Source organism: Pseudobutyrivibrio xylanivorans, assembly GCF_010906925.1.
In the GTDB taxonomy this organism is placed as follows: Bacteria; Bacillota; Clostridia; order Lachnospirales; family Lachnospiraceae; genus Pseudobutyrivibrio.
Window position 1 is genome coordinate 1,007,930 of the sequence record NZ_VTVE01000001.1, and the last position, 12,246, is coordinate 1,020,175.

Annotated in this window: 11 protein-coding genes; all 11 read right to left on the reverse strand. The window is 38.9% G+C overall.

Annotated features, from left to right (window positions below; genetic code table 11):
- Nucleotides 1-14: 14 nt before the first annotated feature.
- On the reverse strand, nt 15-782 hold the full coding sequence (locus F0Q01_RS04720) for a hypothetical protein (RefSeq protein ID WP_090486782.1): 768 nt from the start codon (nt 780-782) through the stop codon (nt 15-17).
- An 8-nt stretch (nt 783-790) separates the two neighbouring features.
- Nucleotides 791-1,423, reverse strand: a complete 633-nt coding sequence (locus F0Q01_RS04725) for a redox-sensing transcriptional repressor Rex (RefSeq protein WP_090149662.1) — start codon at nt 1,421-1,423, stop codon at nt 791-793.
- A gap of 59 nt (nt 1,424-1,482) precedes the next feature.
- Nucleotides 1,483-3,387, reverse strand: coding sequence for an ABC-F family ATP-binding cassette domain-containing protein (locus tag F0Q01_RS04730; RefSeq protein ID WP_090486786.1), 1,905 nt, complete (start codon nt 3,385-3,387; stop codon nt 1,483-1,485).
- Between the two features lie 63 nt (nt 3,388-3,450).
- Nucleotides 3,451-5,532, reverse strand: a complete 2,082-nt coding sequence (locus tag F0Q01_RS04735; RefSeq protein WP_090149657.1) for a polyribonucleotide nucleotidyltransferase — start codon at nt 5,530-5,532, stop codon at nt 3,451-3,453.
- A gap of 161 nt (nt 5,533-5,693) precedes the next feature.
- A complete protein-coding gene (gene rpsO / locus F0Q01_RS04740; protein WP_090149654.1) occupies nt 5,694-5,960 on the reverse strand; it encodes a 30S ribosomal protein S15 in 267 nt (88 codons plus the stop codon).
- Between the two features lie 136 nt (nt 5,961-6,096).
- The gene (locus tag F0Q01_RS04745) at nt 6,097-6,744 is read right to left on the reverse strand and encodes a DUF4340 domain-containing protein (RefSeq protein WP_090486789.1); all 648 of its coding nucleotides are present in this window, start codon (nt 6,742-6,744) and stop codon (nt 6,097-6,099) included.
- Nucleotides 6,745-6,935: 191 nt separating this feature from the next.
- The gene (locus tag F0Q01_RS04750) at nt 6,936-8,210 is read right to left on the reverse strand and encodes an adenylosuccinate synthase (RefSeq protein WP_090149648.1); all 1,275 of its coding nucleotides are present in this window, start codon (nt 8,208-8,210) and stop codon (nt 6,936-6,938) included.
- Between the two features lie 40 nt (nt 8,211-8,250).
- Nucleotides 8,251-9,123 carry a DegV family protein gene (locus tag F0Q01_RS04755; protein ID WP_090486792.1) on the reverse strand — a complete coding sequence of 291 codons (873 nt, stop codon included), beginning with the start codon at nt 9,121-9,123 and terminating at the stop codon, nt 8,251-8,253.
- A gap of 262 nt (nt 9,124-9,385) precedes the next feature.
- On the reverse strand, nt 9,386-11,020 hold the full coding sequence (groL, locus tag F0Q01_RS04760; RefSeq protein WP_090149643.1) for a chaperonin GroEL: 1,635 nt from the start codon (nt 11,018-11,020) through the stop codon (nt 9,386-9,388).
- 26 nt (nt 11,021-11,046) lie between these two features.
- Nucleotides 11,047-11,331 (reverse strand): co-chaperone GroES, encoded by a 285-nt coding sequence (locus F0Q01_RS04765; RefSeq protein ID WP_015549795.1) that lies wholly within the window; start codon nt 11,329-11,331, stop codon nt 11,047-11,049.
- 190 nt (nt 11,332-11,521) lie between these two features.
- The gene (locus tag F0Q01_RS04770) at nt 11,522-12,244 is read right to left on the reverse strand and encodes a DUF308 domain-containing protein (protein ID WP_090486795.1); all 723 of its coding nucleotides are present in this window, start codon (nt 12,242-12,244) and stop codon (nt 11,522-11,524) included.
- Nucleotides 12,245-12,246 lie beyond the last annotated feature (2 nt).

The following is a 12,246-nucleotide window of genomic DNA, read 5'->3' on the forward strand; positions in this document are numbered from 1 at the left end:
AGTCTTTTATAGATTTATTGATTTTCTTCAGCTGATTCAATAGACTCATCTATTTCATCAGAATCCTCTTTTGTCTCCTTAGAAACCGCATCTAAATCTACATCTTCTAAGTTAACATTAGATAGGTCTGCGGCCTCCTCCTCAGAAGATTTCTTAGCTGATTTATCGTCAGCTTTGTCATCAGCTGTACCAAGATAGAAATCCCCATTTTGTAAGTCGAATAAATTGAGGACTTCCATACCAAAAACATCATGCATATATGAGTAAATCTCTTTATTATTAATCTCTCGATTATGCTTTCTAATGACATTTTTCTTAAGCTGGACACGGATATCCTTTATCCAGTTGGTAATCTCCTCAGCCTCTTGAGAATTAGTGCGAAGCTTATCATAGCAATAATCCATGGAGGCAAGCATAAGCTGCTTATTGACCTCCTCTGTCTGATTAGGAATATCCATCAGCTCATCCTCTGCAGAAGCTATGCGTTCTTTACACTCTTCCAAGAGACGCTTGTCATCATCAAGCTTCTTAGAAACCAAATCGGAAGTGCCTTCCATGTTAGACATAACAGAAGACATAAGATTCTCTTTGACTTTCTTTAAATCTTTCAGCTCCTTTTTAAGCTCTGCCTCTCTCTTTAAAAGGTCATTTTCTCTAGTTTCTAATTCTTTAACATTGCTAGGCTTGCCGCCTAGAGCAAACAATCTATGCCACTTTTGATCCAATATAAGCATTGGAACTTTTGTTTTAGCAATTGCTGCAGAATAATCATGCTCCCCCATAAAATCACCTACTTATTCTTATGCTGAGTAATATTATAAGACAACTGCATTAAGCTATCAGACAAATGAACGTTTTCGATAACCACATCTGGAATATCATCCAAATCAACATGGGCAAAATTCCAAATTGCATGGACGCCAAGAGATACAAGCTTGAGAGCTGTAGCCTTAGCATTTGATTTTGGAAGGGTTAGCGCCGCAATCTCAACATCATTATTCTTAATGAATTCAGGAAGATCCTCTAGCATCTGAACAGGAAGATCTCTAACCATTTTGCCTTTGAGCTCTGGATTAACATCAAAAAGTCCAATTATTTTAAATCCAACTCGCTCAAATTTAACATATCCTGCTATGGCCTGGCCTAAATTACCAGCACCGATAACAATAACATTGTGGGTGTCATGAACACCAAGTATATTTCCAATTTCCTCGTGGAGATAAGCAACATTATAGCCATAGCCTTGCTGACCAAAGCCACCAAAATTGTTCAAATCCTGTCTAATCTGAGATGCGGTAACATGCATCCTCTTACTTAGATCATTAGAAGAAATTCTTTCCACACCATCATCTAATAATTCGCCTAAATAGCGATAATATCTAGGCAATCTCCTGATGACAGCCTGAGAAATCTTTTTATCCAAAGCGTAAGCCTCCTAAAATCTATTCAATAAATTAATTATAAAATCTGTCTAAAAGCATGTCAAGGATTTAACAATCCCCACTCATCGTACAATTCTTCTAGGCGAGAATCTATTTCTTTCTGCTTAGCAGTAAGCTCGTTAAGCTTGGCAGAATTGGTCATATTTTCAGGCTTTAAGAACTCCTCTTCTATAGCTGCCTTCTTGGATTCAAGGGTCTCGATTTCCTCTTCAATTTTAGAAATCTTGTTTTGAAGCTTTCTTTTTTCAGCTTCTATTCTCTTCTGTTCCTTATAGTCAAGCTTAGCTGCAGTCTCTTCTGAAGCCCCAAGGGATACAGACTCAGTCTGTGTGCCATAAAGCTGTTCTTTTTTAGCAATGTAATCATCGTAATTGCCCAAATACTTTATAAGCTTTCCATCAGAGAGCTCAAGAATCATATTTGCAGTTCTATTTACGAAATATCGATCGTGGCTGACATACAAAAGTGTACCGTCATATTCATTAAGAGCCTCTTCTAGCATCTGCTTAGAATCCATATCAAGATGGTTGGTAGGCTCATCAAGAATGAGTAAATTAGACTTGGAAAGCATAAGCTTTGCCAAAGACACACGTCCTCTTTCTCCACCGGACAAATCACTAATCCTCTTGAATACATCATCTTCAGTGAACATGAAGGCAGCCAAGGTATTTCTTACCTTTGTTTCAGTCAAGAATGGATATGCATCATGCAGCTCGCTAAAAATAGTATTAGTTTCAGTGAGTCCCTGCTGTTCCTGGTCATAGTAACCAACAGTAACATTGGCACCAAAGCGAATTTCTCCTGACTCAAAATCAGTAAGACCATTGATACACTTTAAGATGGTTGTCTTACCTGTTCCGTTATCACCTAAAATAGCAATCCTATCACCTTTGTGTACCTCAAATGATAAATCAGTGAAGATATTTTTATCCTCGTAGAATTTTGTCACATGAGAAAAATCAAGAACATCCTTACCACTTTCTTTTTCTATTTCAAGAGTAAGTCGCATCTTAGGCATGTCCTTATCAGGAGCATCCATCACATCCATCTTATCCAAAAGCTTTTTGCGGCTCTCTGCTCGCTTGATTGATTTTTCTCTGTTAAAAGACTGAAGCTTATCGATAACAGCCTTTTGATGTTCAATCTCTTTTTGCTGCTTCTCATAAGAGCGCTCATAAGAAATCATATAAATCTCTTTTTGCTGCATGAAGGCAGTATAATTACCGGTATAGACACTAGTCCTACCGTAAGACAAATCAACCACATGGTCAGCTATCTTATCAAGGAAATATCTATCGTGCGCTACAATAATCACTGCTCCCTTGTAAGAAGAAAGATACCCCTCTAACCACATAATAGATTTTAAGTCCAAATGGTTAATAGGCTCATCTAAAAGCAATAAGTCAGGTGAAGAAGCCAGAAGTCTACCAAGAGAAACTCTTGTCTTTTGACCACCTGAAAGCTCGTTCATGCTCTTATCAAAATCATCTTGTTCAAAGCCTAATCCCTTTAAAATACCAATAGCCTCAGAGCGGAATGTATACCCACCCTGCAAATCAAACTGATGCTGCAACTTATGATAATCATCCATGAATTTAGCCATTTCAGAATTATCAATTGAACTCATCATACTTTCCATTTCAGAAAGTCTTTTTTCCATGGAAAGTAAATCTTCTCTAGCGCTAAGAACTGTATTTAAAATGTTAGAACTAAAGGCATCCTCTTGATACTGAGCAAGATAGCCCATTGTAGCATCTTTTTTCAGAGTAACTTCACCATCATCTGCCATTATTTCACCGATGATAATTTTAAGTAAAGTAGATTTACCTGTACCATTGTTACCTACAATAGCTACCTTAGAGCCCTCATCAACAGTAAATGTCGCATCCTTTATTATATTGTCTTCACCGTATGATTTATATATATGAGATACGTTTAATAACATAGTATTATTCCTAAAAAAGAGCGCCTGACCAAAAGCCAGGCGCCAATAAATCTAAATAATTAATTACTGACAATCCTTGATTGAGAAGCTGATGCGTCCCATCTTGTCCTTGCCAAGGCAAACAACCTTAACAGTATCACCAAGTGTAAGAACATCCTCAACTCTATCAATTCTTTCCTTAGCAATCTTTGAAATGTGAACCATTCCTTCTTTACCAGGAGCAAATTCAACGAATGCACCAAACTCTTTGATGCTAACAACCTTACCTGTAAGGATCTGATCCTTCTCAAAATCAGTTGTAATGATTTCAATCATCTTCTTAGCTTCTTCCATCTTAGCAGCATCTGTACCGCAGATAGAAACATTGCCCTCATCAGTGATATCAATCTTAACATCGCATCTAGCAATGATTTCGTTGATTGTCTTACCACGCTGTCCAACTACATCACCAATCTTCTCTGGATCAATTGTAAGCTGGATAATCTTTGGAGCATACTCGCCAACTTCCTTACGTGGCTCAGCGATTGCCTTGCTCATGCAGTTGTCCATGATGAAGAATCTAGCCTCACGACATCTTGCGATAGCGCCCTCAACGATTGGACGTGTAAGACCATGAATCTTAATATCCATCTGGATAGCTGTAATACCTTCTTTTGTACCTGTAACCTTGAAGTCCATGTCGCCAAAGAAGTCCTCAAGACCCTGAATATCTGTAAGAAGAACGAAATCGTCATCTGTATCGCCTGTAACAAGACCACATGAAATACCAGCAACCATAGCCTTAAGTGGAACACCAGCAGCCATAAGTGACATACATGAAGCACATGTAGAAGCCATTGATGTAGAACCGTTAGACTCAAATGTCTCTGAAACGGCACGAATAGCATATGGGAACTCCTCTGTTGAAGGAAGTACTGGAAGAAGTGCTCTCTCAGCAAGTGCACCATGACCGATCTCACGACGTCCTGGACCACGAGATGGCTTTGTCTCACCTACTGAATAAGCAGGGAAGTTGTAGTGGTGCATATATCTCTTCTCTGTAACAAATGCATCAAGTCCATCGATCTTCTGTGCTTCAGAAAGTGGAGCAAGTGTTACAACATCACAAATCTGTGTCTGACCACGAGTAAACATTGAAGAACCGTGAACACGTGGAATAATATCAACCTCAGCTGCAAGTGGACGAATCTGATCAAGCTGACGTCCATCTGGACGCTTGTGATCCTTAAGAATCATCTTACGAACTGTCTTCTTCTCGTACTGGTAAATAGCCTCACCAAGTACTGCAAGCCACTCTTCATTCTCAGCAAATGCCTCTTCAAGACGCTCAGTGATCTGACGGATGTTCTCCTCACGAACCTGCTTCTCGTCTGTGAATACTGCCTCTTCCATCTCTGCTGGAGGAACAAGCTCCTTCATCTTTGCAAAGAGCTCCTCTGGAATAGCACATGATGTATACTCATGCTTTGGCTTGCCACACTCGGCAACCATCTGCTCGATAAATGCAATAATTGTCTGGTTAACATCATGACACTTGTAAATAGCCTCAATCATCTTGTCCTCAGGGATGATATTAGCACCAGCCTCAATCATGATAACCTTTTCTTTTGTAGAAGCAACAGTAAGCTTAAGGTCACCCTTATCCCACTGCTCCTGTGATGGATTGACAATAAGCTCACCATCAACCATACCCATCTGAGTCATAGCACAAGGGCCATCAAATGGAATATCTGAAATACATGTAGAAATAGCAGCACCAAGCATAGCAACAAGCTCTGGACGGCACTGTGGGTCTACAGCCATAACCATATTGTTAAGTGTTACGTCGTTGCGGTAATCCTTTGGGAAAAGTGGACGCATAGGTCTATCAATAACACGAGAAGTAAGAACAGCATTCTCAGATGCCTTACCCTCTCTCTTGTTAAATCCCCCTGGAATCTTACCAACAGCGTATGTCTTCTCTTCGAACTCAACTGAGAGTGGGAAGAAATCGATACCATCACGTGGCTTATCTGATGCAGTAGCAGTTGAAAGAACTGTTGTGTCACCATACTGAATAAATGCTGCTCCATTAGCCTGAGCTGCAACTCTGCCGATATCAACACGAAGTGTTCTACCAGCTAATTCCATTGTAAAAGTCTTCATGGTTTTCTCCTTTAAATATACTTTATATTTAAGCTCGAACCCGAAACTACTGAAAACGAAGCGACTCCTATATCTTTCGCTCAGAATTCAGTGGCTTCGGATTGGGCTTTTACGCTAAACATTAGAAAACGAGCGGAGTAAAACTACTCCGCTCATATAGATTACTTTCTTAAGCCAAGACGCTCAATGATTGAACGATATCTCTCAATGTCAGTATTCTTAAGGTAAGCAAGAAGGTTTCTTCTCTTACCAACCATCTTCATCATACCACGACGGCTGTGATGATCGCCTGGGTTAGCCTTAAGATGCTCTGTAAGCTCTGAAATACGAGCTGTAAGAACTGCGATCTGAACCTCTGGAGAACCTGTATCACCAGCTGTTCTAGCATACTCATTGATAATCTGCTGCTTCTTCTCTTTTGTAATCATTTTATTACCTCCTAAATTGTAAATATGCCGTAACTAAGGTGAAGGTCGGAGTGTCCTAAACCTGAGTCACAGTAAAAATAATACCTGAAATATATTAACACAGTATATTATTCTTGTAAATAAAGTCTTTCATAAATTATGAAAGGCTAAGTAACTCCTCAACAGAGTACTGAAGAACATTGGAAAGCTTACCACTATTAACATAAACAGTAGAGAAATCATAATTTAACGCAAAATACACATTACAATTCTCATCACTGCAATTACCAATAGATATAAGAATCTCATTACCTCCAGCATCCTTAATAATGCACATAGGAGATTCTTGGCTAAGACCGTACTCCATAGCATCAGCTTCGTCATCAAGCTCAATTATATCCACAACTCTTATGTCGCAAAGATAATTAAGAATCTTGTCGATTCTGTCCCCATTAATCTCCATAGAAGGATCATCAACATAAATCCATTTATCATCCTTCTTTTCAAAATTCAAAAGGATGTTGTTAGCATCAGTAATAGAAAATTCATAGATTTCTTCCTTTGGAAGGTATAAAATTTGTTCTCCATCATCAGTAATCTCACTAGCCTGATCAAGCTCTGCAGCATGTGGAAATTCTACATCTTCAAGAACCTCTTCTGTCTCTTCAGAAGAAACAGGCTGTTTGTCATCCATATCATTTTCTGTGTGAGTCTTTTTAAAAATAAATACTCCAAACAAAACAATCAGCAAGACACCAACTGTTAATAAAGATATTTTTAAGATTTTTTCTTTGTTCTTAAGCATCATACTCTCCCAATGTATAAAACAATAGCAACTGACATAAACTGGTAAAATTAATTAATAACTAAAATGATTATAACTAAAAGCTATGTTATTTCATGTCATTTACGAAATGTTTCACAAAACTTTTAAATTTGCCAATCTGCTAATAATAAAAGCCCCGCAGGTAAATCCCACAGGGCAAAATATTTAAATTATCTATAGATGATATCATCTCTACCTGGTCCATTAGAAACCATTGTGATAGGGAATCCAATCTCTTTTTCAATAAACTCGATATATTTACGACAATTCTCAGGAAGATCCTCATACTTTTTGATACCGCTAATATCGCATTTCCATCCTGGAAGTGTCTTAAGCACTGGCTTAGCCTTCTCGAGCTTAGATGTAACTGGGAAGTCTGTTGTAACCTCTCCATCAATCTCGTAACCTACACAAACTGGAATCTCATCAAGGTAACCAAGAACATCAACTACTGTAAATGCTACATCTGTTGTACCCTGCATTCTACATCCATATTTAGAAGCGACGCAGTCAAACCATCCCATACGACGAGGACGACCTGTTGTAGCACCGAACTCACCGCCATCACCACCGCGACGTCTAAGTTCATCTGCCTCATCACCGAAAATTTCAGAAACGAATGCACCAGCACCAACTGCTGAAGAATATGCCTTACATACAGTAACCACCTGCTTAAGCTCCTGAGCTGGGATACCTGCACCAATGCATCCATAAGGAGCAAGTGTAGATGAAGATGTAACCATAGGATAAATACCATGATCTGGATCCTTAAGAGTACCAAGCTGTCCCTCAAGAAGGATTGTCTTGTTCTCTTTGATTGCATTCCAAAGATAAGCAGAAGTATCGCATACATAAGGTGCAATCATATCTCTATACTCATGTAAAGTATCAAGAAGCTCTTCTGGAGTAAGAAGTGGCTTGTGATATAAATGCTCTAATAGAACATTCTTCTGGTCACATGTACGGAGAACTTTTTCCTTAAGAAGGTCCTCATCAAAAAGTTCCTGAACCTGGTAACCGATTTTAGCGTATTTATCTGAGTAGAATGGAGCGATACCGCTCTTTGTTGAACCAAATGAAGCCTTTCCTAATCGCTCTTCCTCATACTGATCAAAAAGGATGTGATATGGCATAACGATCTGAGCTCTATCAGAAACTAAAATCTTTGGTGCTGGAACACCTTTCTCAACGATAGAATTAATTTCCTTAATAAGAATAGGAATATTAAGAGCTACACCATTGCCAATGATGCTTGTGGTGTGATTATAAAACACACCTGAAGGTAATGTATGAAGAGCAAACTTACCATAATGATTCTTAATAGTATGTCCTGCGTTGGCTCCTCCCTGAAAACGTACAATAATGTCTGCATCTGCAGCCATCATGTCAGTAATCTTACCTTTTCCTTCGTCGCCCCAATTGGCACCTACAACCGCTTTTACCATAATTATCCTCCTAGAAAATGCCTATGATTAAAAATAATCACTAATCTATATCAACCAGCTTCTTAGTAATTGTACAAGCAAGAGCGCCTGGTCCAATATGACATGAAACTGATAATGATAACGGATCAATCCAAATATCCTTAACAGGGAATTCTTTGAGAAGTTCTTCTCTAAAAGCTATGGCTGCCTCTTCATTTTGAGTATGGGCTATAGAAATCTGCACCTCATCAAAATTGTCAGTCTTAAGAACATCTACCATGTCCTTTTTCAAGGCCTCAATCATAGTCTGCTTAGCAGCCTTAACAGTGCGGGCCATAGCATATTTATCAAGCTTCTCTCCATAGATAGAAAGAACTGGCTTAATCTTAAGTAACGAACCGATAGCAGCCACTGCAGGAGTAAGTCTGCCACCCTTTTTCAAATATTCAAGTGTATCTACAGTAATATAAATAGTCGATAAGGATTTAATCTCCATAAGTGCATCGCAAATCTCCTGAGCACTCTTACCCATATCTGCAAGCTTCTTAGCTTCTAATGCAGACATCTTCTGAGTAACTGAAATACGCTGATTATCAACTACTACAACTCTGCCATCATAATCATCTGCAAGCATCTTAGCTGTAGCGCAAGATGAAGAAAGACCTGATGACATAGGAATATATACAAGCTCATCATAGTCCTCAAGGATCTTCTCCCAAGTGTCCATAAGATTGCCGGTAATAGGCATAGAAGTCTTAATCTCTCCGCCCTGAGTAAGTTTCTGGTAAAACTCGTCCTGAGTCAAATCAATATCTTCGTAATATAATTCACCATCAATATAAAAAGGCATTGGCTCAACAAAAACGCCAAGTTCTTTGGACTCAGCCTGAGTAATGCCGCTATTGCTATCTGTAAGTATTGCTACTTTGCTCATAAATCACCTCTATTAAAATTGGCTATTAAAATAAAAGCACCGACGATTATATTAACATAGTTGAAAACTAATTTAAACCTTTAACACCAATAAAAAGAAGTTTTTTGGTGGTATTGGAAACTACGTAAACTAGAGGCTTTAGCCACTATGATGTTTTATTGGCATGTATTAAAATCGAATAGGTAGTCAGCAAAAAAGTAGCTCCTTTCAAAAAACTTTGAAAGGAGCTACTTTTATTGCAAGCATGACTACCTATTCGATTTTAATACATGCCTCCCATTCCTGCCCCAGCGGCTGCGGCTGCAGCTGCGTCAGCAGCAGGATCTTTGATGTCAGCAACAACAGACTCTGTTGTAAGAAGTGTTGATGCAACAGAAGCTGCATTCTGAAGAGCTGTACGTGTAACCTTAACTGGATCAAGGATACCAGCCTTAACCATGTTTACATACTCCTCATTATAAGCGTCGAATCCGATTCCGTCTTCTGACTCACGAACCTTGTTAATGATAACTGAGCCTTCAAGGCCAGCATTAGCTGCGATATAGAAAAGTGGAGCCTCAAGTGCCTTAACAATTACATTAGCACCAGTCTTCTCATCACCTGTAAGTGTATCAGCAAGCTCTGCAACCTTCTTCTGAACATGAATATAAGCAGAACCACCACCAGAGATAACGCCTTCTTCTACAGCTGCACGTGTAGCATTTAAAGCATCCTCCATACGAAGCTTAGCTTCCTTCATCTCTGTCTCAGTAGCAGCACCTACACGAATAACTGCAACACCACCAGCGAGCTTAGCAAGTCTCTCCTGAAGCTTTTCCTTATCAAACTCTGATGTAGTCTCATCAATCTGACCACGAATCTGAGCTACACGAGCCTCGATTGCAGCCTTATCGCCTACACCATCAACGATAACTGTGTTTTCCTTATTAACCTTAACTGACTTAGCACGGCCAAGCTGCTCAAGTGTAGTATCCTTAAGCTCAAGACCAACTTCCTCAGAAATAACCTGACCACCTGTAAGAATAGCAATATCCTGAAGCATCTCCTTACGTCTATCACCATAACCTGGAGCCTTAACAGCCACTACATTGAATGTACCACGGAGCTTGTTAAGAATAAGAGTTGTAAGGGCCTCACCCTCGATATCCTCAGCAATGATAAGAAGTCTAGCACCAGACTGTACAATCTGCTCAAGAACTGGAAGAAGCTCCTGAATATTAGAAATCTTCTTATCTGTAATAAGAATATATGGATCATCAAGATTAGCTTCCATCTTATCCATATCTGTGCACATATATGCTGAGATATAACCTCTATCAAACTGCATACCTTCTACAAGGTCAAGCTCTGTCTGCATTGTCTTAGACTCTTCGATTGTGATAACACCATCGTTAGAAACCTTCTCCATTGCATCAGCAACCATCTGACCAACTTCATCATCACCTGCAGAAATAGCTGCAACTCTAGCGATCTGCTCCTTGCCATCTACTGCCTTTGACATAGCAAGAATTGCCTCTGTAGCACAATCAACAGCCTTCTTCATACCCTTTCTAAGAACGATTGGGTTAGCACCTGCAGCAAGGTTCTTCATACCTTCCTTAACCATAGCCTGTGCTAAAACTGTAGCTGTAGTAGTACCGTCACCTGCCACATCGTTAGTCTTTGTAGCAACTTCCTTTACAAGCTGAGCTCCCATGTTCTCGAATGCATCATCAAGCTCAACATCCTTTGCAATTGTAACACCATCATTTGTAATAAGTGGAGCACCATAAGACTTTGCAAGAACAACATTACGTCCCTTTGGTCCAATAGTAACTCTAACTGTGTTTGCTAATTTATCAACGCCAGCTTCAAGAGCCTGTCTTGCCTCTGCGCCGTACTTAATCTCTTTTGCCATCTCAATCTACCTCTCTTCTATATTAATTATTCAACTACTGCAAGAATATCATTCTGGCGAACAATAATGTATTCCTCGCCCTCAAGCTTAACCTCTGTGCCAGCATATTTTGAATAAATAACCTTCTGACCTTCTTTAACCTGCATAGTAATTTCCTTACCGTCTACGACCCCACCAGGACCTACAGCGATAACAAGAGCCTCCTGTGGCTTTTCCTGTGCTGCTGAAGCAAGAATAATTCCAGACTTAGTTGTCTCCTCTGCCTCGCACTGCTTTAATACAACGCGATCTGTTAATGGAACTAACTTCATTTTATATTACCTCCTAAAATAATAATCATTTTCATCTGTTAGCACTCTAATGTTTCGAGTGCTAACCACAAAAAGTATAATAGGATTCTGTATTAATAGTTGCAAGTAAAATACTTTAGCTATTTTCTACAGAATCCTACTTTTTTCTCGTTTTTTCTCTTTTTTACTCTATTTTTCTCATGAATATATATTATTCATCAAACAAATCATCTGAACCAGGCTCCAATTCAACCTTTTCTACAACTGGAGTTTCAAATGATGGTTCGTCCTCAAATATACTATCCTCTGGAGCAGATACTTCTTCAGTATGCTTAGCTGGCTTAACATTAGCCTCCTTCTTATGACCATGAACGCCAATAACCATAAGTAACATTGAAAGAAGTGATAATCCGCCAATAATAATGAAATAAAGGCAAGGAATCAGATTTCCTGAGAAAAATACTATTTTTTCAAAGAATCCAAAGTAAATACTAGCAGCTATAGAGCATGCTCCAAAGAGAAAGCTTAAGAACCATGTGGCCTTTCTCATGTAAAATAGCGCAAATGACTGCTGAAGCATAATTGTTCCAAGCAATGCTCCTGCAAAAATAATAATAAAATCAAGGAATACTACAACAACATTGGAAAGGAATAAAAATCCAGAACCAATAATTGCTAAAATAACACCCATGGTAAAACCATAATTGCAGATGCTTTTATATTCCTGCTTGAAAAAGTATTTAATCATGTAATATGCGCCAAAGCAGATAAAACATGCCCCAACAGCAATTGAAGCAAATGAATAAATCATATCGCTAACTGAGTCAGCATTCAAAACAAGTAGGCAAATACCTAATGCTAAAAATGCTAGTGCGGCGAAAATATTAGCAATAACTCCGCCTTTTGCTGGTTTAGTTTCTTCGTAATTAGACATAG

Excerpts from the sequence above, each read along its gene's own strand:
- F0Q01_RS04720 (WP_090486782.1), bottom strand. The coding sequence starts at position 782 with ATGGGGGAGCATGATTATTCTGCAGCAATTGCTAAAACAAAAGTTCCA.
- F0Q01_RS04730 (WP_090486786.1), bottom strand. The coding sequence starts at position 3,387 with ATGTTATTAAACGTATCTCATATATATAAATCATACGGTGAAGACAAT.
- F0Q01_RS04735 (WP_090149657.1), bottom strand. The coding sequence starts at position 5,532 with ATGAAGACTTTTACAATGGAATTAGCTGGTAGAACACTTCGTGTTGAT.
- rpsO (WP_090149654.1), bottom strand. The coding sequence starts at position 5,960 with ATGATTACAAAAGAGAAGAAGCAGCAGATTATCAATGAGTATGCTAGA.
- F0Q01_RS04745 (WP_090486789.1), bottom strand. The coding sequence starts at position 6,744 with ATGCTTAAGAACAAAGAAAAAATCTTAAAAATATCTTTATTAACAGTT.
- F0Q01_RS04750 (WP_090149648.1), bottom strand. The coding sequence starts at position 8,210 with ATGGTAAAAGCGGTTGTAGGTGCCAATTGGGGCGACGAAGGAAAAGGT.
- F0Q01_RS04755 (WP_090486792.1), bottom strand. The coding sequence starts at position 9,123 with ATGAGCAAAGTAGCAATACTTACAGATAGCAATAGCGGCATTACTCAG.
- groL (WP_090149643.1), bottom strand. The coding sequence starts at position 11,020 with ATGGCAAAAGAGATTAAGTACGGCGCAGAGGCAAGACAGGCTCTTGAA.
- F0Q01_RS04765 (WP_015549795.1), bottom strand. The coding sequence starts at position 11,331 with ATGAAGTTAGTTCCATTAACAGATCGCGTTGTATTAAAGCAGTGCGAG.
- F0Q01_RS04770 (WP_090486795.1), bottom strand. The coding sequence starts at position 12,244 with ATGTCTAATTACGAAGAAACTAAACCAGCAAAAGGCGGAGTTATTGCT.